This window comes from Roseovarius autotrophicus (assembly GCF_018069895.1).
In the GTDB taxonomy this organism is placed as follows: Bacteria; Pseudomonadota; Alphaproteobacteria; order Rhodobacterales; family Rhodobacteraceae; genus Roseovarius; species Roseovarius autotrophicus.
This window is the reverse complement of the sequence record NZ_JAGQDH010000006.1, coordinates 139,035-163,764: the sequence shown is the minus strand read 5'-3', so window position 1 is coordinate 163,764 and position 24,730 is coordinate 139,035. Positions and strand designations below refer to the sequence as shown.

General features: G+C 64.6%; 23 protein-coding genes and 1 pseudogene. 18 read left to right on the top strand and 6 right to left on the bottom strand.

Annotated elements, in window-relative coordinates:
- The first annotated feature begins 11 nt into the window (after positions 1-11).
- The 9 genes from KAK09_RS09470 (at position 12) to KAK09_RS09430 (ending at position 7,065) form a co-directional block, all read left to right on the top strand.
- Positions 12-479 carry an RrF2 family transcriptional regulator gene (locus KAK09_RS09470; protein WP_210878694.1) on the top strand — a complete coding sequence of 156 codons (468 nt, stop codon included), beginning with the start codon at positions 12-14 and terminating at the stop codon, positions 477-479.
- 180 nt (positions 480-659) lie between these two features.
- Entirely contained in the window at positions 660-1,853 is a 1,194-nt protein-coding gene (locus KAK09_RS09465) for a sulfate ABC transporter substrate-binding protein (RefSeq protein WP_210878693.1), read from the top strand.
- 3 nt (positions 1,854-1,856) lie between these two features.
- Complete coding sequence (gene cysT, locus KAK09_RS09460) at positions 1,857-2,696, top strand: sulfate ABC transporter permease subunit CysT (RefSeq protein ID WP_210878692.1); 840 nt, start codon at positions 1,857-1,859, stop codon at positions 2,694-2,696.
- Positions 2,689-3,552, top strand: a complete 864-nt coding sequence (gene cysW, locus KAK09_RS09455) for a sulfate ABC transporter permease subunit CysW (protein ID WP_210878691.1) — start codon at positions 2,689-2,691, stop codon at positions 3,550-3,552. The genes cysT and cysW overlap by 8 nt, the downstream gene beginning before the upstream one ends.
- Before the next feature lie 11 nt (positions 3,553-3,563).
- Positions 3,564-4,283: a sulfate/molybdate ABC transporter ATP-binding protein gene (locus tag KAK09_RS09450; RefSeq protein WP_210878690.1), complete on the top strand. Its 720-nt coding sequence runs from the start codon at positions 3,564-3,566 to the stop codon at positions 4,281-4,283.
- Between the two features lie 3 nt (positions 4,284-4,286).
- On the top strand, positions 4,287-4,766 hold the full coding sequence (locus KAK09_RS09445) for an Lrp/AsnC family transcriptional regulator (RefSeq protein WP_210878689.1): 480 nt from the start codon (positions 4,287-4,289) through the stop codon (positions 4,764-4,766).
- A gap of 94 nt (positions 4,767-4,860) precedes the next feature.
- Entirely contained in the window at positions 4,861-5,448 is a 588-nt protein-coding gene (locus KAK09_RS09440; RefSeq protein WP_210878688.1) for an RBBP9/YdeN family alpha/beta hydrolase, read from the top strand.
- Between the two features lie 112 nt (positions 5,449-5,560).
- Positions 5,561-5,710, top strand: a complete 150-nt coding sequence (locus tag KAK09_RS09435) for a hypothetical protein (protein ID WP_210878687.1) — start codon at positions 5,561-5,563, stop codon at positions 5,708-5,710.
- Positions 5,710-7,065, top strand: coding sequence for an FAD/NAD(P)-binding protein (locus KAK09_RS09430; RefSeq protein ID WP_210878686.1), 1,356 nt, complete (start codon positions 5,710-5,712; stop codon positions 7,063-7,065). Before KAK09_RS09435 ends, KAK09_RS09430 begins: the two co-directional genes overlap by 1 nt.
- A gap of 339 nt (positions 7,066-7,404) precedes the next feature.
- Here the strand turns inward: KAK09_RS09430 and uraH are convergent, their stop codons facing one another.
- The gene (gene uraH / locus KAK09_RS09425; protein WP_210878685.1) at positions 7,405-7,758 is read right to left on the bottom strand and encodes a hydroxyisourate hydrolase; all 354 of its coding nucleotides are present in this window, start codon (positions 7,756-7,758) and stop codon (positions 7,405-7,407) included.
- A 158-nt stretch (positions 7,759-7,916) separates the two neighbouring features.
- Here uraH and puuE point away from each other — a divergent pair, with 158 nt between their 5' ends.
- From puuE to KAK09_RS09405, 4 genes are all read left to right on the top strand, one after another.
- Positions 7,917-9,329 carry an allantoinase PuuE gene (gene puuE, locus KAK09_RS09420; RefSeq protein WP_336244442.1) on the top strand — a complete coding sequence of 471 codons (1,413 nt, stop codon included), beginning with the start codon at positions 7,917-7,919 and terminating at the stop codon, positions 9,327-9,329.
- The gene (locus tag KAK09_RS09415; RefSeq protein ID WP_210878684.1) at positions 9,326-9,811 is read left to right on the top strand and encodes an ureidoglycolate lyase; all 486 of its coding nucleotides are present in this window, start codon (positions 9,326-9,328) and stop codon (positions 9,809-9,811) included. The genes puuE and KAK09_RS09415 overlap by 4 nt, the downstream gene beginning before the upstream one ends.
- A gap of 56 nt (positions 9,812-9,867) precedes the next feature.
- Positions 9,868-11,274 carry a uracil-xanthine permease family protein gene (locus KAK09_RS09410; RefSeq protein ID WP_210878683.1) on the top strand — a complete coding sequence of 469 codons (1,407 nt, stop codon included), beginning with the start codon at positions 9,868-9,870 and terminating at the stop codon, positions 11,272-11,274.
- Positions 11,275-11,402: 128 nt separating this feature from the next.
- Positions 11,403-12,242 carry a bifunctional allantoicase/(S)-ureidoglycine aminohydrolase gene (locus KAK09_RS09405; protein ID WP_210878682.1) on the top strand — a complete coding sequence of 280 codons (840 nt, stop codon included), beginning with the start codon at positions 11,403-11,405 and terminating at the stop codon, positions 12,240-12,242.
- Between the two features lie 6 nt (positions 12,243-12,248).
- Here the strand turns inward: KAK09_RS09405 and KAK09_RS09400 are convergent, their stop codons facing one another.
- On the bottom strand, positions 12,249-13,148 hold the full coding sequence (locus KAK09_RS09400; protein WP_210878681.1) for a LysR family transcriptional regulator: 900 nt from the start codon (positions 13,146-13,148) through the stop codon (positions 12,249-12,251).
- A gap of 154 nt (positions 13,149-13,302) precedes the next feature.
- On the opposite strand from KAK09_RS09400, the gene xdhA reads away from it, so the two are divergent.
- Genes xdhA through guaD form a run of 5 tightly spaced genes read left to right on the top strand, consistent with a single transcriptional unit; the run spans position 13,303 to position 21,009 of the window.
- A complete protein-coding gene (xdhA, locus tag KAK09_RS09395; protein ID WP_210878680.1) occupies positions 13,303-14,766 on the top strand; it encodes a xanthine dehydrogenase small subunit in 1,464 nt (487 codons plus the stop codon).
- Positions 14,767-14,786: 20 nt separating this feature from the next.
- Entirely contained in the window at positions 14,787-17,105 is a 2,319-nt protein-coding gene (xdhB, locus tag KAK09_RS09390) for a xanthine dehydrogenase molybdopterin binding subunit (protein ID WP_210878679.1), read from the top strand.
- Positions 17,106-17,108: 3 nt separating this feature from the next.
- A complete protein-coding gene (gene xdhC / locus KAK09_RS09385) occupies positions 17,109-17,990 on the top strand; it encodes a xanthine dehydrogenase accessory protein XdhC (protein ID WP_210878678.1) in 882 nt (293 codons plus the stop codon).
- A gap of 43 nt (positions 17,991-18,033) precedes the next feature.
- Complete coding sequence (locus KAK09_RS09380) at positions 18,034-19,635, top strand: xanthine/uracil/vitamin C permease (RefSeq protein ID WP_210878677.1); 1,602 nt, start codon at positions 18,034-18,036, stop codon at positions 19,633-19,635.
- 60 nt (positions 19,636-19,695) lie between these two features.
- Positions 19,696-21,009, top strand: coding sequence for a guanine deaminase (guaD, locus tag KAK09_RS09375; protein ID WP_210878676.1), 1,314 nt, complete (start codon positions 19,696-19,698; stop codon positions 21,007-21,009).
- Between the two features lie 159 nt (positions 21,010-21,168).
- Here the strand turns inward: guaD and KAK09_RS18735 are convergent.
- From KAK09_RS18735 to KAK09_RS09355, 4 genes and pseudogenes are all read right to left on the bottom strand, one after another.
- Positions 21,169-21,473: pseudogene (locus KAK09_RS18735) on the bottom strand (ISKra4 family transposase); the annotation flags it as partial.
- 7 nt (positions 21,474-21,480) lie between these two features.
- Positions 21,481-21,783, bottom strand: a complete 303-nt coding sequence (locus KAK09_RS09365) for a DUF4387 family protein (RefSeq protein ID WP_210878674.1) — start codon at positions 21,781-21,783, stop codon at positions 21,481-21,483.
- A complete protein-coding gene (locus tag KAK09_RS09360; protein WP_210878673.1) occupies positions 21,767-23,149 on the bottom strand; it encodes an acyclic terpene utilization AtuA family protein in 1,383 nt (460 codons plus the stop codon). Before KAK09_RS09360 ends, KAK09_RS09365 begins: the two co-directional genes overlap by 17 nt.
- Positions 23,150-23,198: 49 nt before the next feature.
- Entirely contained in the window at positions 23,199-24,722 is a 1,524-nt protein-coding gene (locus KAK09_RS09355) for a tripartite tricarboxylate transporter permease (protein WP_210878672.1), read from the bottom strand.
- Positions 24,723-24,730: the final 8 nt, after the last annotated feature.

Genomic DNA, 24,730 nt, shown 5'->3' with positions numbered 1-24,730 from the left:
ACATACCAAAGATGATCACCCACAAGACAAAATATGCCCTCAAATCCCTGATGGTTCTGGCTGACGAGAAGGCAGACACAGGCGAGGCGTTGCGGATCGAGGAAATCGCAGAGCGGTCCGGCGCGCCAAAGCGGTTTCTGGAGCATATTCTGCTTGATCTCAAGCGGGCGGGGCTGATCGGAAGCAGGCGGGGCCGCAATGGTGGTTATGAGCTGATCAAGGAGCCGCGCCGCATTTCGATCGCCGAGGTGCTGCGCCTGATTGACGGGCCGATGGCCCCGCTGCCGTGTCTGTCGCGCCGCGCCTATCGCCGGTGCGAGGATTGCACGGATGAACAGACCTGCCGCGTGCGGGCCGTCTTTGGCGGGTTTTACGCGACATATATCCTGATGATCGAATCCCTGACGCTGGCCGATTTGCAACAAGATGCCGATCCCCTGGTGCGCTTTGCTGACGCTGCCCAAGCCGTCGGAGAATAGGATTCTATAATCACGATCAAAATGGACGTGATTTTTCCTTTGCAATACTCGACTAACTCTGTCGTTATTAACGTGTCAGACGGCGCCAGCCTGGAACAGCCCCAGAGTGACTGGTTGCACCTTCCTCGGCCCCACCCGTCTGACACGAGATTTGGACACGGGGTTGCAAAGGAGACACCCATGTATCGCACGATCCAGCTTGGCGCATATGCGCAGGCACAGGGAAAATTCATCCGAAGTCTGGGCGATGGCCGTATCGAGATCGAGACCGGCACCAAGCGGCTTGTCGGACGGGCCGTTGAAACCCGGCGCGTGGTGGCCGACATCGGCGCACGGCTCTTGGGGCAGCGCGGCTTGCGCGGCGGGCTTGTGGCGACGGTGGCTGCTCTTGGCCTGATGCTCAGCCCGGTCGGGACGGGCGTGGCCAAGGCACAGGACGGCGTCAATATCCTCAACGTCTCTTACGACCCGACCCGCGAATTTTACCGCGAATACAACGAGCTTTTCAACGCGTGGTGGGTCGCGCAGGGCAATGCCCCGGTCACCATCCAGCAATCGCATGGCGGCTCTGGTGCACAGGCGCGGGCCGTGATCGACGGGCTGGAGGCGACGGTGGTGACGCTGGCGTTGGCCGCCGATATCAACGCCGTGGCCAGTCGCGCGCAGGGCAAGGTGCCCGAGGACTGGCAGAGCCGTTTGCCGCACAATTCCTCGCCCTATACCTCGACCATCGTGTTTCTTGTCCGCGAGGGCAACCCCAAGGGCATTCAGGACTGGGGCGACCTGATCAAGGATGGCGTTCAGGTCATCACCCCCAACCCCAAAACGAGCGGTGGCGCTCGCTGGAATTACCTTGGGGCCTGGGCCTGGGCGGAAAACGAATTCGGCGGTGACGAAGAAAAGATCCGCGACTTCGTCGGCAAGGTCTACAAGAACGTGCCGGTTCTGGACACGGCTGCGCGCGGGTCCACCACCACCTTTGCACAACGCGGCATAGGCGATGTTCTGCTCGCCTGGGAGAACGAGGCCTATCTTTCGTTGAAGGAGCTGGGCGAGGACAAGTTCGACATCGTGGTCCCGTCGGTCTCGGTGCTGGCCGAGCCTCCGGTGGCGCTGGTCGAGGGGAACATCACAACTGAGGCGCAGCGCGCCGCAGCCGAGGCCTATCTCAACCATCTCTACAGCGCGCCGGCGCAGGCTCTGGCTCTCAAGCATTTCTATCGTGCCTGGGATGTGTCGGCGGCAGCCGCAGAGGACATCGAGCGGTTCCCCGAGGTGAAACGGCTGGGTATCGACCATTTTGGTGGCTGGGCCCAAGTGCAACCGCAGCACTTTGGCGAAGGCGGCATCTTTGACCAGATATATTCGGAGTAATCCATGAGGGCGAGCATCCTGCGCTCGCCCTCACCCCTGCCGGGGTTTGGGCTGAGCTTCGGGATCATGATGGCGATTTTGTCCATCGTGGTCCTTCTTCCCATCGGGGCACTTCTGGGCCGGGGCCTGATGATCGGCCCCGGTGATCTGTGGGACATGGTGAATTCGCGCCGCATCTGGTCGGCGCTGTCGCTGTCGTTCCGCGCGGCACTGATTGCGTCCCTGTTCAATCTGGTGTTCGGGATCGTGCTGGCCTGGGTGCTGGTGCGCTACCGCTTCTGGGGGCGCAAATTGGTGGATGCCGCCGTGGACCTGCCCTTTGCCCTGCCGACGGCGGTGGCGGGCATCGCGCTCACGGCTCTTTATGCGCCGAACGGCGTATTCGGGCAGGCGCTGGCGCCATTGGGCATCAAGGTCGCCTATACCGAATTGGGCATCTGGATGGCGCTCATCTTCATCGGGTTGCCGTTCGTGGTGCGCACGGTGCAGCCGGTGATCGAGGAACTTGACCGCGAGGTCGAGGAGGTCAGCGCCACCCTGGGCGCGCGCCGGGCCTATACGCTGCGCCGGGTGGTCCTGCCGACGCTGGCGCCTGCGGCCCTGACGGGCTTTGCGCTGGCGCTGGCGCGGTCGGTCGGCGAATACGGCTCTGTCATCTTTATCGCGGGCAACATTCCCAACCTGACCGAGATCGCGCCGCTGCTGATCGTGATCCGGCTGGAGGAATACAATTACGACGCCGCCGCCGCGATCGGTATCGCCATGCTGCTGATTTCCTTCGCGATGTTGCTGGCAATCAACCTCATCCAGATCTGGAGCAGACGGAGGATCGGTCTTGTCTGACATCACATTCATTCGGGCCGAGTCCGTCACCACCGAGCCGCGCCTTGTGCGTGGCGCTGTGATCGGAACCGTGCTGGTTCTCATCGCCATACTGCTCTTTGCGCCACTCATCGCCGTCTTTGCCGAGGCGCTGTCGCGCGGTTGGGCGGCTGCGGTCGCATCGCTTGGCGCGCCAGATGCACGCTCGGCCATCCGGCTCACGATGATCGTGGCGGCCATCGCGGTGCCCTTGAACGCGGTCTTCGGCATCGCTGCCGCCTGGGCGATCACCAAGTTCGACTTTCGCGGCAAGGCGTTTCTGATCACGCTGATCGACCTGCCGTTTTCGGTCTCGCCGGTGGTGGCCGGTCTGGCGCTGGTGCTGCTATTCGGGGCAAATTCATCCCTTGGCGCGTGGTTCATCGCCCATGACGTCAGGATCGTCTTTGCCTTTCCCGGCATTGTGCTGGCCACGATGTTCGTGACCTTTCCCTTTGTGGCGCGCGAACTGATCCCCGTCATGATCGAACAGGGCCGGGCCGAGGAAGAGGCGGCGCTGACGCTGGGGGCATCCGGCTGGCGCGCCTTCTTAACCGTGACCCTGCCCAATATCCGCTGGGCGCTGCTTTATGGCGTGCTGCTGTGCAACGCGCGCGCCATGGGTGAATTTGGCGCGGTTGCGGTCATCTCGGGCAAGATCCGGGGCGAGACAACGACCATGCCGATCATGATCGAGATGCTTTACAACGAATATCTCTCGGTCGCGGCCTTCTCTCTGGCTGCCGTGCTGGCGCTTCTGGCGCTGGTCACGCTCACCCTCAAATCGCTTCTCGAATGGCGTCACGCGGATGTTCTGGCCGCGACGCGCCGTCACTGAAAGGGAAACCCATGCATATCGAAATCGAGGAACTGGCCAAGGAATTCGGCACCGAGCGGGCGCTGCATCCGGTCTCTCTCTCCATCCCGTCGGGTGCGCTTATCGCACTTCTGGGGCCGTCCGGTTCGGGCAAGACGACGCTTTTGCGCATCCTGGGCGGGCTGGAGTTCCCGACCTCGGGGCGGGTGCTGTTTGACGGGTCCGACGCCACTGGCCTCACGGTGCAGGAACGGCGCGCGGGCTTTGTGTTCCAGCATTACGCGCTGTTCAAGCATATGACGGTGTTCGAAAACATCGCTTACGGCCTGCGCGCGCGCAAACGCCGCGAGCGCCCGACCGAGGCCGAGATCGGGCGGCGGGTCAATCGCCTGCTCGACCTGATCCAGCTGCCCGATATCGGCCCGCGCTATCCCACCCAGCTTTCGGGCGGGCAGCGGCAGCGGGTGGCGCTGGCGCGCGCGCTGGCGATCGAGCCGCGGATGCTGCTTCTGGATGAACCCTTTGGCGCACTTGACGCCAAGGTGCGCAAGGAATTGCGCGGCGGGTTGCGCGACATTCACGATACCACGGGCCTGACGACCATCTTTGTCACCCACGATCAGGAAGAAGCAATGGAACTGGCCGATCTGGTGGTGGTCATGTCGATGGGCCGGATCGAGCAGGTGGGCAAGCCTGGGGACATCCGCGCGCGGCCCGCCAATGATTTCGTGCGCGCGTTCACGGCGGCCTGAGCCATGAGCAAGACCGATCTGGACCGGATCGACCGCAAGATCCTGCATGAGCTGATGCGCGACGCGACCATCCCCGTCGCGCAACTGGCGGAACGGGTAGGGCTGTCACAAACCCCTTGCTGGAAGCGGGTGCAAAAGCTCGAAGCGGCGGGCATCATCATGGGCCGCGTGGCGATCGTTGACCCCGCGCAAATCGGCCTTGGCCTCCGGGTTTTTGTCGAGATTGAAGCGCCCGACCATTCCCGCGAGTGGCGTGCCGAATTCCGTGCCGCCATAGCGGAGTTCCCTCAAATCGTCGAGGTGCATCGCATGGCGGGCGATGTGGATTACCTGCTGAAGGTGGCCGTGGCCGACATGGCCGCCTTTGATGAATTTTACCTGCATCTCACCCGCCGCCTGCCGTGCCGCAACGTGACCTCCAAGTTCTCGATGGAGGTGATCCGTGACACGACGGTCTGGCCCATCGACACAGTTACGGCCTGATATTCCAAGGAGACTGAGATTCCAAAACCCCCATGAAATTTGGAACCCTAAAACACGATAAAGATGATAGTGTATATGGGAAAGGAGATCACCCATGATCAGAACCCTGCTTATTCCCGGCCTCGACGGCTCTCCCGCGCCGCATTGGCAACATTGGTGGGAACGCATGGACCCGACCGCGCGCATCGTCGAGCAGAAATGCTGGGATCGCCCGCGCCCGGATCAATGGCTGACCGAGATCGCCGGCGCGCTGCTTTTGCATCCCGGTGCGGTTCTGGTGGGTCATTCCCTTGGCGCGGTGGCGGCGGTGCAGCTCTTGTCGCGCTGGCCGCAGCTCAAGGTCGGTGGCGCGCTTCTGGTCGCCCCGGCAGAACCATCGCGCGACCCGCGAACGGCGCCCTTCGGCAAGCTCCCCGATGGCCCGCTGCGGGTGCCCACCATTGTCGCCGCCAGCCGCAACGATCCCTGGATGTCGCAGCCGCGTGCGCGCTGGCTGGCCAGACGCTGGGGCGCCGAATTCGTCGATATGGGCGAGGCGGGGCATGTCAACGTGGCCTCGGGCTTTGGCCCCTGGCCCGAGGGGCGCGCCCTGCGCGATCTTATCTGGTCGTTGCCTGCCCTGCCTGGCCGCGCCACGGCCAGCCTGCAAGACCATCTGACCCGAAAGGAGGCCATCGCATGACCCCCGTTTTCAACCGCATCCGCCGCGCCATGCCGATCACGGTTTTCGCGGTCAGTTATCTCACGCTTCTGGCCGTCGTCATCCTGACCTGATCCCGATAGGAGGGATTGCAATGATCTGCTACGCCCCCGATCCCGGCCTTGCCGGTCTGGGCGCGCCGGAATACGGCGTGCCCGAGGATGGGTCCTTGCCTTCTCGTGGCGAGGTCGTGCTTGGCCTTGTCTGCCTTGGGCTCACCTGTCTCATTCTCGGGGCCCTGTGATGGACGGCACATTCGCGCATCCCGCCCGCCATGCGCTGATCATCGGGGGCGGGGCGAGCGGGGCGCTGATGGCGACACACCTGTTGCACCGCGCCCCCGAAATCCGCGTCACCATCGTGGAAAAGCGCGGCATCGTCGGTTGCGGCATCGCCTATGCGACCGACAACCCCGAGCATCTGCTCAACACCCGCGTTCACAACATGAGCGCCTTTCCCGACGATCCCGGTCATTTCCTGCGTTGGCTGCGCACGCGCGATGAGGATTGCGGTGCGACCGAACAGTGCTTTGTCAGCCGCGCCACCTATGGCCGCTATCTCGAAAGCCTCGTGGCGCCCTGGCGCGACGACCGGCTGCGCTGCGTCTCGGGCGAGGTGCTGCGGATCGAGGAGACGGACAAAGGCGTGAGCGCGCATCTTGATGACGGGACCGTAGTTCTGGCAGATACCGCGATCCTCGCCACCGGCCATGCGGTGCCCGCCGCACCGCGCGACGGATTGCGCGGCGCGTGGGATTTCACCCCGCCCGAGGATCTGGATGCGCAGGTGGTGATCGTTGGCACCGGACTGTCGATGGTGGATCATGTGGTGGCGCTGCTGGCGCGGGGCCATCGCGGGCCGATCACCTGCCTGTCGCGCCGGGGCCTCTTGCCACAACCGCATGTCAACGGCGCGGCCCAACCGATCGGGCGCGCCGAGGTGCCGCTTGGCGCCTCCGTCAGCGCGCTTTTGCGTTGGCTGCGCGGGCATGTGCGCGCCGCCGAGGCGCAGGGCCTCCCCTGGCAGCTTGTGCTTGACGGGTTGCGCCCGCATGTGGCGGCCATCTGGCGATCCTGGGATACCGGGACGCGTGCCCGTTTCCTGCGCCACGGCGCAAGCCGCTGGGAGGTGCATCGCCACCGGATGCCGCCGCAATCGGCGCGGGCCATCGAGGCCGCGCGCGAGACCGGGCAATTGACGCTTCTGCGCGCGCGTCTCACCGGGGCGGTGCCCATTGGCGCTCAGACCGGCATCGTCACCGCCCGGTCCGACGGCACCGAGCGGATGCTGATCGCCGATCACGCGATCAACTGCCGTGGCATCCGTCGGAACCCCGAGACCGACAGTGCCCCGGTGATCCGGAACATGCTGGCGCGGGGGCTGGCGCGGCTCGATCCGCTGCGCCTCGGGCTGGATACGACCCCCGGCGCGCGGGTGATCGCGCGCGGCGGCGTCGCCTCTCGCCGGATCTTCGCCATCGGGCCCTGCGCGCGCGGCGCCCTGTGGGAAATCACCGCGATTCCCGACATCCGCCTGCAATGCGCCGATCTCGCCTGCGCGCTGAGCGGTCATGCTGGCATCGTCAAACAGCGAAGCTGACATTCTCCCTGCCGCGTCGGGACGGCATCTTTTCTCTCTTTTCACCGATATCTTTGGATTGGGAGCAAGGCGCATATACATTATACTAAATCATGATAGATATAATCGTTAAAAAGAAGGTTCATGAGCGAGACCATCGGTTTCGTCGGCAGCGCCAGCCAACCCTCACGCACCCGCGCTCTCGTTGCGGCGGCGGTGAAGGACGCCGCTCGCCAGACGGGCTCGGGCCATGCGCGGGATCATCGCCAGAACGACAACCCCACACTCAAACCCAAGCCGGGTGAGATGGTGGGCCTGTTCACCCACCGCCGCCACGATCCGCGCCACCGAGACCGCGCGTTAACTGCCGCGATAGGTCGAATAGCCGAAGGGCGAGAGCAGCAGCGGCACGTGGTAATGCGACGGCTCGGACATGCCGAAGCGGATCGGGATGATATCGAGAAAGCGCGGGGCCTCGGGCGGCGTGCCGCAGGCATCGAGATAGGCCCCGGCGTGGAACACCAGCTCATAGGTGCCGGTGGCGAACTCCTCTGCGGGCAGGATCTGCCCATCGGTGCGCCCGTCCGCATTGGTCCAGAGGGTCCGCAGAAGGGCTCGCCCCGCGCCCTCGATCCGATAAAGCTCGATCCTCAGCCCCTCTGCGGGGACGCCCCGCGCGGTGTCAAGAACATGCGTTGTGAGATAGCCGGTCATACTGGAGCCTCCTCAAACCTTCGCCTTTCTAGTCCGGTTTCTCCATCTGAGGCAAAGCCGCTCTGCCGAAAGACAGCTTCGCATTCTTTTTGAAAAACATCGCCAATTTTCTGGTTTATGCATGGGGTGGACCAAAAGGGCCACAGGAGGGCCAAGGCGTGACACGTTATCCCCGAGACATGACCGGCTACGGCGCACGGCGGCCCGTGGCCAACTGGCCCGGCGGGGCGAAGATCGCCGTTCAGATCGTGCTCAACTACGAGGAGGGCGGCGAGAACAACATCCTGCACGGCGATCCCGCCTCCGAGGCGTTCTTGTCGGAGATCACCGGCGCCGCGCCCTGGCCTGGGCAGCGGCACTGGAACATGGAATCGATCTATGAATATGGTAGCCGCGCCGGGTTCTGGCGGGTGCATCGTCTGCTCTGCGATCTGCCGGTGACCGTCTATGGTGTCGCCACCGCGCTGGCGCGTGCGCCCGAACAACTGGCTGCGATGAAGCAGGCAAGCTGGGAGATCGCAAGCCACGGCCTGAAATGGATCGAACACAAGGACATGAGCCGCGAGGAAGAGCGCGCGCAGATCCGCGAGGCGATTGCCCTGCATACCGAGGTTGTGGGCGCGCCGCCGCGCGGCTGGTATACCGGGCGGTGTTCCATGAACACGGTTCAACTGGCCGCAGAGGAGGGCGATTTCGCCTATATCGCCGACAGCTATGCCGACGATCTGCCCTATTGGATGCGCACGGGCGGCAAGGATCAATTGATCTTGCCCTATACGTTGGACTGCAACGACATGCGCTTTGCGATTCAGGCGGGTTTTGCCAATGGCGACCAGTTCGAGAGCTACCTGAAGGACAGTTTCGACATTCTCTATGCCGAGGGGCAGGCAGGCGCGCCGAAAATGCTCTCGATCGGGCTGCATTGCCGTCTTGCCGGGCGTCCGGGCCGGGCCATCGCGCTCAAACGCGCGCTCGATTATTTCCGCGCGCATGACGGGGTGTGGTTCGCCACCCGGTTGCAGATCGCCGAGCACTGGGCGCGCGAACACCCCCCAAGGCAGGGCCTACGCCCCTCCGAGATGGACCGGGAGACGTTTGTCGCCACATTCGGCGGTGTGTTTGAGCACAGCCCCTGGATCGCCGAGGCGGCGTTTGAGCGCGAGCTTGGGCCGACCCATGACACGGCGACGGGTGTGCATCTGGCGCTGGCCCGCGTGTTTCGCACAGCACCCGAGGGCAAGCGCCTTGACGTGCTGACCGCCCATCCCGATCTGGCGGGCAAGCTGGCGGCAGCGGGGCGGCTCACGCGCGAGAGCACGATGGAGCAGGCGGGCGCGGGGCTCGACATGCTGACCGATGCGGAACGGGTGGCCTTCACCACGTTGAACGACGCATACATGGCAAAATTCGGCTTTCCCTTCATCATCGCCGTGCGCGACCATACCAAGCCCGAGATCCTCGCGGCCTTTCAACGCCGGCTCGACAACGACCGCGCCACCGAGTTTGCCGAAGCATGCCGTCAGGTCGAGCGCATCGCCGAATTGCGGCTCCGCGAGATCGTCGCACAATGACCGAGGTCTTGAAAACCCGTCCCCTGACGGCGGAGGCGTTCGCGCCCTTCGGTGACGTGCTCGACACCAGCGGCGCACCTGACAAGCTGATCAATGCGGGGCTATGCGGGCGCTATCACGACCGGGCACGGCTTGATTTCTCCGATGGTCGCGCCGGGATCAGCCTGTTTCTGGCAGAGCCGCGCCGCCTGCCCCTGCGGCTCGATCTGGTCGAGCGTCACCCCGATGGCAGTCAGGCGTTCTTGCCGATGACCGAGGCGCCGTTTCTGGTTGTCGTCGCCCCCGACATAGGCGGCAGACCGGGGCAGCCGCTGGCCTTCCTGACCGCGCCGGGCCAAGGCGTGAACTATCACCGCGGGGTCTGGCACGGGGTGCTGTGCCCGCTTGCCGCGCCGGGGCTTTTCGCCGTGATCGACCGCATCGGCGCGGGGCCGAACCTTGAGGAACATCATTTCGATCATGAGATCCGCATAGAGAATTAACCTGGCGCGCGCGGGAGGAGGAGCCCGCGCGCGTCCCAAGGGAGGGAGACGACACCATGGCCCACGCATCCATCGGCACGCCCGAGCAATTGCGCGACCCGAATTACACGCCGCCACTCGTTCAGGCCGTGCCACTCGGGATTCAGCACGTTCTGGCGATGTTTGTCTCGAACGTGACGCCCGCGATCATCGTCTGCGGCGCGGCGGGGTTCGGCTTCGGCTCCAACAGCCCCGACTTCCCGCAGATGATCTACATGATCCAGATGTCGATGTTCTTTGCCGGCGTCGCCACCCTGTTTCAATCCATCGGCGTCGGCCCGGTCGGCGCGCGCCTGCCGATCGTGCAGGGCACCAGCTTTGCCTTCATCCCGATCATGATCCCGCTGGTCGCGGGCAAGGGCGTCGAGGCGATTGCCGTGCTGATGGGCGGGATCGTTGTGGGTGGCCTCTTTCACGCCTTTCTCGGGTTGTTCATCGGCAGGCTGCGCTTTGCCCTGCCGCCGCTGGTCACCGGCCTGGTGGTCACGATGATCGGTCTGGCTCTGGTCAAGGTCGGGGTGCAATACGCGGCGGGCGGTGTGCCAGCCATCGGCACCGAGGCTTATGGCTCGGGCCGCAACTGGTTCATGGCGGGCACGGTGATTGTGGTGACGTTGGGGTTGAAGTTCTTTGCGCGCGGGATGCTGTCGATCTCGGCGGTGCTGATCGGCCTCTTGGTGGGATATGCCGTGGCCTTTGTGCTGGGCGAGGTGGACCTCGGCAATGTCGGGCGCGCCGCCTCGTTCGCCCTGCCCAACCCGCTGCATTTCGGGATCGAATTCTCGGTCGCGGCGATCATCGGGTTTTGCGCCATGTCTTTCGTCTCAGCGGTCGAGACGGTGGGCGATGTCTCGGGCATCACCAAGGGCGGGGCCGACCGCGAGGCGACCGACCGCGAGATAGAGGGCGCGACCTTTGCCGACGGGTTCGGCACCGCCGTGTCGGGCCTCTTTGGCGCGCTGCCCAACACATCGTTCAGCCAGAATGTCGGCCTCATCGCCATGACCGGCGTGATGAGCCGGGGGGTGGTGACCATCGGCGCGCTCTTCCTGGTCCTCTGTGGCCTTCTGCCCAAGATCGGCGCGGTGATCTCGTCGGTGCCGATCGAGGTTCTTGGGGGCGGGGTGATCGTGATGTTCGGCATGGTGGTGGCGGCAGGCGTGTCGATGCTGTCGGATGTGACATGGAACCGGCGTAACATGGTGATTTTCGCCATTTCCCTGTCTCTCGGTCTCGGCCTGCAACTGGAGCCGGGCGCGTTGCAACACCTGCCCGCGACGCTCAAGGTTCTGGCCACCTCGGGTATCCTGCCCGCCGCCGTCATCGCCATCGTGCTCAACCTTGTCCTGCCGCAAGAACTTGCGGATGAAGCGACAGAGGAGGTTTCGGGCGGCATGGCAGGACAGGGGCGGAGCAATACGTAACGGAACTCATGGGATGCGCCCGTAGCGATCACATCGGGAGGTGCGCGGGGCGGTGGCCCCACGCATCTCTGGTCTCGCAGCGCCGCGCCCCCCCATAACAGGACCAACTCAGACCATCGGGACAGACCATGACCAGCAAATATTTCGCGCCCCACGGCGGCCACCCCGGACAGGATCAGCTTCTGACCGATCGCGCCGTGTTCACCGAGGCCTATGCGGTGATCCCCAAGGGCACGATGCGCGATATCGTGACCAGCTTTCTGCCGTTCTGGGAGGGCACGCGGCTTTGGGTGATCGCGCGCCCGATGAGCGGCTTTGCCGAGACCTTTTCGCATTACATCATGGAGGTGCAGCCCGGCGGCGGTTCGGACCGTCCCGAGAGCGATGCGCAGGCCGAGGGCGTGCTGTTTGTCGTAGAGGGTGAGGCGGCGCTCAAGCTCGGCGGCACAACGCATCGGCTGACGCCGGGCGGCTATGCCTATCTGCCCGCAGCGCAAGGCTGGACCCTGCACAATCGCGGGGATGAAACGCTGCGGTTCCATTGGTTGCGCAAGGCCTATGAGCCGGTCGAGGGGCTTGGCGCGCCCGCGCCTCTGATCCTGAACGAAAATGACATCGCCCCCACGCCCATGCCGGGGACAGAGGGAAAATGGGCGACGACGCGCTTTGTCGATCCCGCCGACCTGCGCCACGACATGCATGTGACCATCGTCACGCTGGAGCCGGGAGCGGTCATTCCGTTTCTTGAAACCCATGTGATGGAGCACGGGCTTTACGTGCTTGAAGGCAAGGCGGTTTATCGCCTCAACCGGGACTGGGTAGAGGTGGAGGCGGGCGATTACATGTGGTTGCGCGCCTTCTGCCCGCAGGCGTGCTATGCCGGGGGGCCAGGGCGGTTCCGCTATCTGCTTTACAAGGATGTGAACCGCCACATGCCGCTTTGCCCGCCGGGGGGCGGCCGCCGCTGAGCCGGGTCAGGCGAAAAAGCGTTTGCAGTGCCGCGCGATATGTTCGACGAAAAGCCGCACCTTGGGATCCTGCAACTTCTTGTGCGGATAGAGGCAACCAAAGATCGTCGGCATCGGCGGCGTGTCGGGCAGGATCTCGACCAGCCGCCCGCTTGCCAGATGGTCGCGCACATCAAAGCGGGGCTTGTTGACGATTCCGCGCCCCATGAGCGCCCAGTCGGTCAGCACGTCGCCATCATCGGCATCGTATCTGCCCGTCACGTCGAGCTTGCGCGGCCCCATCCCGGTGCGCAGCGTCCAGAAATATTCCGGCGAGCGCGGATAGCGCAGCAGAAGGCAGTTATGGCCGTGCAACAGGTCGTCGGGGGTGCGTGGCACGCCCGCCCGTGACAGATAGTCCGGCGCGGCACAAAGCACGCGGTCGCAATCGGCGAATTTGCGCAGTTTCATGGTTGAATCGCCGGGATCGCCCACGAAGAACGCCAGGTCCTGACCGTCCGCCAGAATGTCGATCCGCCGATCCGAGAGCCGCATACGCACCTCGGTTTCGGGATAACGGTCGGTGAAATCCGGCACCAGCGGAGCCACGATCCGGCGGCCCACGCCAAGCGGCGCGGTGATGCGGATCGCGCCGCGCGGGGCCTCGGAAAAGCTGGCCACACGCGCCTCGGCATGGTCGAGCGCAAGCAGCACGGCGCGCGCCTCTTCATAGAACACGGTGCCCACCTCGGTCGGGGTCATGGAGCGGGTGGTGCGGTTGAAAAGCCGCACGCCAAGGCGTTTTTCCAGCTCCTTCAGCCGCTTGCTGGCTACCGCCGGGGTCAGCCGCAGATCGCGCCCCCCCGAGGTGATGCTGCCAAGCTCCATCACCCGGACAAAGACCCGCAAGCTCTCGATATAGGACATGCCGACCTCCCCGAAGATCAACCTGCCCTGTTCCGCCACAACTTTCAACGGTCTGTTGAAAGTGTTTGCCGCTTATGATGATTTTCAGATGCAATTATGGCCTGTAAGGTTTTCCTGTTCATCGGCGGCATGGCCCGCCGGAGGGGAGGGGATCATGACGCATCGCACCGATATCCGTTTCATTCTCAACGGGCGTGACATCTGCCTGCCCGAGGTGGCGGCGAACCAGACCCTGCTTGATTTCCTGCGCCTCGATCAGCGCCTCACCGGCACCAAGGAGGGCTGTGCCGAGGGCGATTGCGGGGCCTGCACCGTGCTGGTCGGGCGGCTTGATGCGGCGGGGCTGAGCTACGGCCCGGTCAATGCCTGCATCCGGTTTCTGGCCTCGGTCGATGGCTGTCATGTCGTAACGGTCGAACATCTCGCGGGGCGCGATGGCCGGTTGCACCCGGTGCAACAGGCCATGGTCGATCATCACGGCAGCCAATGCGGCTTTTGCACCCCCGGCTTCGTCATGTCGCTCTATGCGCTCTGGATGCAGGTGCCCGAGCCGACCGAGGCGCAGGTGGAGACCGCGCTTCAGGGCAATCTCTGCCGCTGCACCGGCTATGCGCCGATCATCCGCGCCGCCCATGCGATCAGCCGCTACGGCACACCCGCCTCGGACCACCTGACGGTCGAGCGCGCGGCGATCACCGCGCGGCTGGCGGCGCTCAGGGATCACCGGCGCGTCGTGACCGGGCCAGAGGACAATCGCGCCATCCTGCCCGCCGATGTCGATGATCTGGCCACCTGCATGCTGGAGCATCCCGGCGCGACCATCGTCGCCGGGGCCACGGATGTCGGCCTCTGGGTCACGAAGTTCCTGCGGCCCATCGGCCCGGCGATCTTCACCGGCCATCTCGATGAGATGAAATCCGTCGTGCAGGACGGCAAAAGCCTGCTGATCGGCGCGGGAGCAAGCTATAGCGAGTGTCAGGGCCTGTTGTCGCGGCATCTGCCCCACCTTGCCGCCTATTGGGATCGCATCGGCGGCTGGCAGGTGCGCAGCATGGGCACGGTCGGCGGCAATATCGCCAACGGCTCGCCCATCGGGGATACGCCCCCCGTGCTCATCGCGCTCGGGGCCGAGATCACCTTGCGTCGCGGCACGATGCGTCGGACCCTGCCCTTGCAGGATTTCTTCATCGACTACGGCAAGCAGGACAGGCAGGCGGGCGAGTTCGTCGAGAGCATCCGCGTGCCCCTGCCGGGGCAGGACGACCGCAACGCCGCCTACAAGATTTCCAAGCGGCGCGACGAGGATATTTCCTCGGTCGCGGTCGGCATCCACATGAGCGTGACCGGGGCAACGATCCGCAACGCCCGCATCGCCTTTGGCGGCATGGCCGCGACGCCCAAACGCGCGACGGCGACTGAGGCGGCCCTGAACGGGCAGCCCTGGACGCGCGAGAGTTTCGAGGCCGCGGCGCGTGCGCTGACAGAGGATTTCACGCCGCTGACCGATTGGCGCGCCTCTGCCGCCTACCGGATGCAGGCCGCGCAGAACCTGCTGCGCCGGTTCCATCTGGAACACGATGCCGCCACGGCGACCCCCGTGCGCCTTGAAGCGTTCTGAACCGACAAGGAGACGAGACCATGAAAGACGCCGTTTCCATCACCGGCTCCGCCCATACCGACCGCATCCATGACAGTGCGGCCAAGCATGTCACGGGGCGCGCGGATTACACCGACGATATCACCCTGCCCGAGGGCGCGCTTCATGCCTATCTGGGCGTGTCGGACGTGGCCCATGCGCGGCTCATCGGGCTTGACCTCTCGGACGTGCTGACCGCGCCTGGTGTCGTCGGCGTGCTGACCGCCGCGGATATTCCGGGGGCCAACGATATCAGCCCCACGGGCCTGCATGACGAGCCGGTATTTCCGACCGAGACCATTCAGTTTCACGGCCAACCCCTCTTTGCGGTCATCGCCGCGACCCGCGATCAGGCGCGGCGCGCCGCCGAACGGGCCAAGGTGCAGTATGAGCCGCTGCCCCACGCGCTTGACCCGACTGCGGCAAAGGAGACGGGCTATCCCTATGTCACCGCGCCGCTGACGCTGGAGCGGGGCGCGGTCGCGTCCGCGCAGGAGGACGCCCCGCATCGCATCAAGGGAAGGATGCATGTGGGCGGGCAGGATCACATGTATCTTGAAGGGCAGATCGCCTTTGCCATTCCCGGCGAGGATGACGAGGTTAGCGTGCATTGCTCCACGCAGCACCCGTCCGAGGCACAGCACATGGTGGCGCATGTGCTTGGCGTGCCGTCGAATGCGGTGGTGGTGAACGTGCGCCGGATGGGCGGCGGGTTCGGTGGCAAGGAAAGCCAGATGAACCTCTTTTGCGTGGTCGCGGCGCTTGCAGCGAAGAAATGGAACCGCGCCGTCAAGATCCGCCCCGACCGCGATCAGGACATGACCGCAACCGGCAAGCGGCATGATTTCGTGATCGACTATGACGTGGCCTTTGACGGGGCGGGGCGGATTCTGGCGGTCGAGGGCGATTTCGCCGCGCGCTGCGGGTTTTCGGCGGATCTGTCGGGGCCGGTCACCGACCGGGCGCTGTTTCACGCCGACAACGCCTATTTCTATCCCAATGTGCGGCTGAAAAGCCATCCGATGAAGACCAACACGGTCTCCAACACGGCGTTCCGCGGCTTTGGCGGGCCGCAGGGCGTGATCGCCGCAGAACGGATGATCGAGGAAATCGCCTATGTCCTCGGGCGCGACCCGCTCGATATCCGCAAGGCGAATTTCTACGGCGGCGCGGGGCGCGACGTGACGCCCTATCACCAGCAGATAGAGGACAATATCCTTGAACGCGTCGTTGGCGAATTGGAGGAGAGCGCGGCCTATCGTCAGCGGCGGCAGGAGATCATCGCCTTCAACCGCGCCTCGCCGGTTCTGCGCAAAGGTATCGCGCTGATGCCGGTCAAGTTCGGGATTTCCTTTACCGCGACCTGGTACAATCAGGCGGGCGCATTGGTGCATGTCTACAATGACGGCTCGATCCACCTCAACCATGGCGGCACAGAGATGGGGCAGGGCCTTAACACCAAGGTGGCGCAGGTGGTGGCCGAGGCGTTTCAGGTCGATTTCGAGCGCATCAAGATCACCAGAACCACCACCGAGAAGGTGCCCAACACCTCGGCCACGGCGGCCTCTTCCGGGTCGGACCTCAACGGTATGGCGGCGCTTGATGCGGTGGCGCAGATCAAGGCGCGCCTTATCGCCTTTGCTGCCGAAAAATGGGGCGTGGCCCCCAAGGCGGTGCGCTTTCGGCCCAATGAGGTGCAGGTGGGCACGGAGGTGATGAGCTTTGATGCCTTCATCCGCGCGGCCTATATGGCGCGGGTGCAGCTGTCGGCGGCGGGCTTCTACAAGACGCCGAAAATCCACTGGGACCGGGCCAAGGGGCAGGGGCGTCCGTTCTATTATTTTGCCTATGGCGCGGCCTGCTCGGAAGTGGTGATCGACACGCTGACGGGCGAATACCGCGTCGAGCGAACCGATATCCTGCATGACGTGGGCCGCTCGCTGAACCCCGCGCTCGACCGCGGTCAGGTGGAGGGCGCGTTCATTCAGGGCATGGGGTGGTTGACCAGCGAGGAGTTGTGGTGGGACGACGCCGGGCGGCTGCGCACCCACGCGCCCTCGACCTACAAGATCCCGCTCGCCTCTGACCGCCCGCGCATCTTCAACGTGGCGCTGGCCGACTGGTCCGAGAACCGCGAGTTGACGATCAAGCGCTCCAAGGCCGTGGGAGAGCCGCCCTTCATGCTGGGGATTTCCGTTTTCGAGGCGCTGTCCATGGCGGTGGCCTCGGTGGCGGACTACCGCGAATGTCCGCGCCTTGATGCGCCGGCCACGCCCGAACGTGTCCTGATGGCCGTCACGCGCCTGCAAGGGGGGCGCTGAGCCATGGCCGCCTCTGCGCCCGCGCTGCGCGCATTCCTCGTCGCCCAACCTGCGGTGATCCGGGTGGTGTTGAGCCGTGTGCGCGGCTCCTCGCCCCGTGACGCGGGTACCGAGATGTTCGTGGCGCCCGCAGCACTCTGGGGCACGATCGGCGGCGGGCAACTGGAATATCTTGCCATTGATGCGGCGCGCGCGATGTTGCGCGAGGGCGTGCTTACACGCGCGCTTGACGTGCCCCTTGGCCCCGAGATCGGGCAATGCTGCGGCGGGCGGGTGGACATAGGCCTCACGCGGATGCGCGCCTCGGACCGGCGCACCGCCGAGGCGCGCGCCGCGCGGCACGACGCCACGTTGCCGCATGTCCATGTCATGGGCGCGGGCCATGTGGGTCGGGCGGTGGCCGATCTGTTGCAGCACCTGCCGGTGCGCTGCATCCTCATCGACACGCGCCCCGAGGAGATCGCGCTTTGCACGGCGGCGGTGGAGCGGCGTGTGAGCGTGCTGCCCGAGGCCGAGATCGCCAACGCGCCGCCGGGCAGTGCCTTCATCGTGCTGACCCATGATCACGGGCTGGATTTCCTGCTGACCGCTGCCGCCCTCGACCGGGGCGATGCGGCCTATGTCGGCATGATCGGCTCTGCCAGCAAGCGGGCCAAGTTCCGGGCCTGGGCGAAACGGCACGCAAGTGCACAAAATATCGACGATCTTACATGCCCCATCGGGGCAAGCGGTAGCCGCGACAAGCGGCCCGGCGTCATCGCCGCCTTCGTGGTGGCCGAGGTGATGGCCGAATTGACCTCTGAAACTGCCGCGACCGCCCCCATAGGGGCACAGGACGCGCCCCTGTCGGGGCACGGGAACGACCGGGAGGGGAAATCGGCCTGACATCCGTCACGCCGGGCCGGTTCTGTCAGAGGAGGAGACCGTCATGGACGGGAGGAGTTACGACTACAAGCTGTTCACGCGCAGCGATTTCAGCGCCTTCTGGGCGCTGTTCACAGATAACCTTGTCAACCTGCTGATCCTGTCGGGGATCTGTCAGTTCGTGTTCCAGATGCCCGCCGAGATCGTCTTTGGCCGGATCGTTCCGGGCGCGGCCATCGCCATTCTGGCCGGGGTCGTGGTCTATACCTGGCTTGCGAAATGGACGGCCGAGACACAGGGCCGCGATGTCACCGCCCTGCCCTATGGCATCTCGACACCGGTGATGTTCGTCTATCTCTTCGGGGTGATCGGGCCGATCTACTGGGCGACGCAGGATCCGCTGCTGGCCTGGCAGGTCGGGATCGGGGCCGGGTTCGTGGGCGGTATCGTCGCGGCACTCGGGGCGATTGTCGGCCCGTTCCTCAAGCGGATCACGCCGCGCGCGGGGATGCTGGGCACGCTTTGCGGCATTGCGCTGGTGTTCATCGGCTCCGTGCCGCTGGCCGAGATATTCGAGCATCCGGTGATCGGCTTTGCCGCGCTTCTCTTCATCCTCTGGGGGCTGATCGGGCGCTTTCGGCTGCCGGGCAACGTGCCTGCGGGGCTGGTAGCCATCGGCGTGGGCACGGTGATCGGGCTTTTCCTGGGCGAGTCCCGGATAGACCTGAGCGGCGTGGGCTTTTACCCGCCAGTGCCCTATTTCGGTGATCTGATCGTGGGCGTGCAGTATCTTTTCGCCAATCCCGAACTGTTCCTCGTGCTGATCCCGGTGCAGATCTACAATTTCATCGAGACGATGAACAATGTCGAATCCGCCGAGGCCGCCGGGGACAGCTATCCCGTCGGGCTGTGTCAGGTCACCGATGGCGCAGGCACGATGATTGGCGCGGTGTTCGGCTCGCCGTTTCCGACCACGGTCTATATCGGCCATCCCGCCTACAAGCGGCTGGACGCCCATGCCGGCTATATCGTCGGCGTGGCCGTGGTCATCGGTGCGGCGGCGTTCCTGGGCTTTTTGTCCTTTCTTGCGGGGCTGATCCCGCTGGCCGCTGCCGCGCCGGTGCTGGTCTTTGTCTCGGTGAGCCTCATCACCAACACTGCCTGGGCGGTGAAGCCGATGCATATGGCCGCCGTCACATTCGCGATGCTGCCGCATATATCGGGGTTCCTGATCGTGAAATGGGGCTCGCTCATGAACGCGCTGCGCAGCACTGGCGCCGAGGGGCTGCCCGCGCTGGGCGATGAGCGGCTGACCGCCGCGCTGCTGATGGAGGGCGCGCATTACGAAGGGCATCTGGCGCTCAGCCAGGGGGCGATCATCACCGGGCTGATCTGGGGGGCGATCGTGGCCGATGTGATCGACGGGCGGTTCCGCATGGCCGGCGGATTTGCCATCGCGGCGGCGGTGCTCTCGTCGGTGGGGGTGATCCATTCCCACAGCTTGCAGATGCCGCAGCTTGACGGGATCACCATCGGCTATCTGATCATCGGGGCGTTCCTTACGATCTATCCGGCGCTTGCGCCGAAAGAGGATCTGCAACATCGCATCATCGTGCCGGACGAGCCGGACATGATCGACGACGACACGCCCGCACGACAGGCGTAAACCAAAGGGGCGGCCCGAGTGCCGCCCCTTTTCCACCCTTTGACGGAAACGAGACCTGCCATGACACAGACCCTGCTTCGCGGTCGCCTGCTGACCTTCCACCGCGCGCCCGAGAGCGGCGAGGATAGCGGCGCCTATACCTATCTTGAGGATGGCGGTCTTTTGATCGGGGATGGTCTGATCCGTCAGATGGGGCCGTTTGACGAGCTGAGCGTGCAGGCGGGCCATGTGCCGGTGATCGATCACCGCCCGCATCTGATGATGGCCGGGTTCATCGACACCCATATCCATTTCCCGCAGGTGCAGGTGATCGCGTCATGGGGGGCGCAACTTCTCGATTGGCTCAATACCTATACCTTTCCCGAGGAAACCCGATTTGCCTCCGAGACGCACAGCGCGGTCATGGCGCGGGCCTTCTTTGACCAGATCATCGCCCATGGCACGACCACAGCCGTCGCGTTCTGCTCGGTGCATAAGGCATCGGTAGAGGCGTATTTCGCCGAGGCCACGCGGCGCAACATGCGGATGCTGGGTGGCAAGGTTCTGATGGACCGCAACGCGCCCGATGCGCTGCGCGACACGCCGCAGGGCGGCTATGACGACAGCAAGGCGCTGATTGGAGACTGGCATGGCAAGGGCCGCAACGGCTATGTCATCTCGCCGCGCTTTGCCATCACCTCGACGCCCGAGCAGATGGAAATGGCGCAGGCGCTGGCGCGCGAACACCCGGAGTGCCATATCCAGACGCATCTTTCCGAGAACAAGGACGAAATCGCCTATACCGCACGGCTTTACCCCAAGGCGCGCGATTATCTGGACGTCTACGAATCCCATGGCCTGCTCGGGCCGAAGGCGCTGCTTGGCCATGCCATCCACCTTGAGGAGCGCGAGATTGCTGCGCTGGCCGAGACCGGTGCGCATCCCGTTTTCTGCCCGACCTCGAACCTGTTCCTGGGCAGCGGCCTGTTTGACGATGCCGGGCTGCGGGCGCGCGGGATCGTCAACGGGATCGCCACCGATGTCGGCGGCGGAACCAGCTATTCCATGCTCCAGACACTTAATGAGGGCTACAAGGTGCTGCAATTGCGCGGCCAGTCGCTGCACCCGTTGCGGGCCTTCGACTGGATCACGCGGGGCAATGCCTGCGTGCTCGGGATGGAGGACCGGATCGGCACTTTGGAGGCTGGAACAGAGGCGGATATCGTCGTGCTGAATGCGCGCAGCACCCCGGCCATGGCCCTGCGAATGGACCGCGCGGATACCCTTGCAGAGGAACTCTTCGTACTGCAGATGATGGGAGACGACCGCGCCATCGAGGAGGTTTATATTGCCGGCGCGTCCGCCAAATCGGTCTTGGCACCTGATGAGAAATGAGCCAGGTGAACGACGGTTGACCGGCCTCTGCGGCATCACCGGGTGAAGGCTGCCCACGGTCCTGCGGGAATACGAGAAGGAGGGCCGTCAATGTGCCCGCGAGGGGCTGGACCATGTCCCGTTCCCGGCGCATCTGGTCGAACTGGAACCGATCGACCGAAAGCAGCGGGCAAGCGGCGATAGCGGCCAGACGAAACGGCTTCCGGTTTGACCTTGCAGGCGCAGCGGTGAATGCGCGGCGCCTTGACATGGAAGCGCCTGAACAGCGTGTCGAGAACTCTGGGTCGATAATCATGGATGGCTCTGATCTTGTCGCCGTCCGGACAGATCCTGCTGGCTTCCGGTATCTCCTCGAGATGATCGAGCAGGATGGCTTTCTGCATGTGCCCAAGGTTCAACCTGGCATCTTCGAGCAGGAGTCCGTATCCCTCGGGCGCGATCCTTCGAAATGGCCAGGAGACGCGACAGCTATCAGGCGATTTCGAACTCGGCCATCAGATGCGCCCATTGCGCGCCGTGCATGTCGCGGTCCTCGGCAGAGCCCTGTACCACGGGGCGGGGGAAGCTGAACTTGATCACGTTCAGATCGATAATGTCGAAGCGTTTGAGAAGTTGCGCGGGCTGGTCGTAAAGCGCGGCCACCGCCGCAGTGTCCAGCGCCGCAGCGATACGGGAAAAGGTGGCGGCATCGCCGCAGAACACATCGACCGTCACCCAGAAGGGACCGGCGTTCTTGGACCGGACCTTGACGACCAGCTCAGCGAGCTTCGGCATGGGGCACCTTTTCGCCAAGCGTTTCCCCCTCCAGCCGGAACGCCTCCATGGGGTCATCCAGCCGCATCACATGGTTCAGCGCGAATTCGTAAAGCGCGCCTCGGTCGGTGGTGGCAGGGGAATAGGGGAAGGCGAAGGTCGGCAGTTCCTCGTCATCGGTCAGCGGATAGTGCAGGACGAAGGGATTGATCAGCTTGCCGATCTCGGCCGCCTGCGCCTGGCTGGACGCGGTGACGATCCCCAGCACACCCACCTCGACCGGCGCGCCCGCTTGATTCTCCAGCATTCCGAGGGCCGCGTCCACGCCGATCAGCCGGAACTCCAGCCCATAGGCCTCGGGGGGTAGCCTCATACGGTGCCGGATAGTCTCGTGCAGGAATCCGGTCAACCGCACCACCCAGTCGCGGGCATGGGCAACGTAATGCGGATCGCGCAGCACGGCAAGGATGGTGGTCTGGTAGCCAGCAACCCGCGCGCCCTCCAGTTTCACCGTATAGGGGCCGGGCACCCAGACCGAGCCCTCCACCCGCACGCGCCGGGCGTCGAGCGCGGTATAGCGGGCGGCGCGCACATCGAGGTGCCCGCCGGGTTCGTAAAGCAGGAAGGGGTCAGCGTTTTCATACAGCATATGCGCCGACACCGAATGCGGCGTGCAGGCAGCACCTTCGGCGAGAGGTTCCACCGTAAAGCCGTCGCTGTCGAAATCGATCAGGATTACGCCGGAGGTGGGGTTCGTCGAACAGAGCGCCCCGCATTCGCCGATCTTGGCGCCGTGCCAGCAGGCGCCGGGATTCTCGCCGCGCGAAAGGGGCAGGGCGGCGATGATCGCAGTATCGGTGGTGCGGCCCGCGATGACGATATCGGCGCCGGTCGCCAACGCCGCCTGAATCTGCTCGGCCCCTGCCAGCGCCACGATATTGGTCATGGTGGCGAGGACTTCGGACGTGATCTCGGGCGCAGGCGTCAGGGGTTGCACCCGGCCCTCCTTCAGCGCTCTTGCGACCCGGTCGGCGGGCTGGCCGGAATAGAGTTTTGCAATCTTCACCCGCTCACCCGTCTCGGCGGCAATCTCGGCGGTGATGTCGGCCATCCAGTCCACGGTCGCATCCGCGCCGCAAGTTCCCGCTGTGCCGATCACCAGCGGCACACGCGCCGCGCGACGGGCGGCCATGATGTCCGCCCATTCCGATTTCGTCGCGGCACGGGCGTATTTCGACTGGCCCGCCCCCAGAGAGAACGGGCCGGAATCGGTCGAACCGCCGTCGATGGCAATGATATCGGGCTGCATCGTCACGCCGCGCGCCAGGGCCGCGCGGTCAAAACCAAGGCCAAGGACGCCGGAAGGGATCAGGACGCGGGTCGGCATGGCTGTCTTCCTGTCAGGCACCCGGCGCCGAGGGGCCAGGCGGAGCGGGTCAATCGCGGTCGTAGCTTTCCGTCGCCGGAAGCGGCGGCTTTTTCAGCACGCGGCGCAGGAACATCGGCGCCACGAAGCCCAGAACGGCGGCCGTCCAGAGCGCGACGGAGATGCCCGAACTGAACAGATAGGTCCAGTCCCCGTTAGACAGCACCATGGCGCGGCGCAGGTTGTCCTCCATCGCATTGCCCAGAAGGATGCCCAGGATAATCGGCACAGTCGGAATATCCAGCTTCCTGCAGATCCAGCCAAGAAGGCCGAAGGCGACCATAAGGAGCATGTCGAACGACGATCCGGTCAAGGAGTAGATGCCCACGAAGGCCACCATCGTCACGCCGGGCAGCAGCACCCAGGATGGCACCGACAGGATCTTCACAAAGACCTTCACCATCGGCACGTTCATCACCAGAAGCATGATGTTGGCGATCAGAAGTGCCGCGATCAGTGACCAGACCACATCCGGCTTTTCCGTGAAAAGGAGCGGTCCCGGCGTGATGTTCAGCGTCAGGAGCAGCGCCAGGAGCACGGCGGTCGTCCCCGACCCGGGTACGCCCAAGGTCAGCATCGGGATCAGCGCGCCCCCGGCGGCGGCATTGTTGCCCGCCTCGGGCGCGGCCACGCCTTCCGGCGCGCCCTTGCCGAAATTGGCGCGGTTCTTCGATACTGATTTTTCCGCCATATAGGCGAGAAATGATCCCAGCGAGGCCCCCGCCCCGGGCAGGATACCGGCGACAAAGCCGATCCCGGTGCCCCGTGCCATGGCGCCTTGCGACTTGCGCAGGTCGCCCCATGGAATGCGGATCTTGCCCAGCTTGACGCCGATGGCGCTGTTCTTGCCGTGGCTTTCGATGAAGTGGAACACCTCGGCCACCGCGAACAACCCGACAATGGCGACAAGAAAGTCGATCCCGTCCATCAGGTGCAACTCGCCAAAGGTAAAGCGCGGCATGCCGGTGGTCTTGTCCAGGCCGATCATCGCGATGCCAAGGCCGATCGCGGCCGCCATGGCCGCCTTGGCCTGATTGTTCGACCCCACGCCCCCCAGCGTGCAGAAGGCCAGCATGTAGAGCGCGAAATACTCCGCCGGGCCGAACTGAAAGGCGACGCGGCTCAGCATCGGAGCGAGGAACATCAGGCCAACCGTGGCGATGACCGCGCCATAGAACGAGGCCACGCCCGAAATCACCAGCGCGTCTCCAGCCCGGCCCTGCCTGGCCATCGGATAGCCGTCCAGCGTGGTCATCATCGCCGGCTCATCGCCGGGGATGTTCAGCAGGATCGACGAAATCCGCCCGCCATACATCGCCCCGTAATAGACCGAGGTCAGCAGCACGAGAGCCGAGATCGCATCCAGCCCCAGGGAAAAGGAAATCGGGATCAGAAGCGCCACACCGTTCGACGGCCCAAGCCCCGGCAGGCAGCCGATGATCGTGCCGACAAAGCAGCCGATCAGCGCCAGGAACAACGTCCAGGGGCTGAGCGCGATGGAGAACCCCAACGCGAGGTTCGACAGGATGTCCATGATTTTCC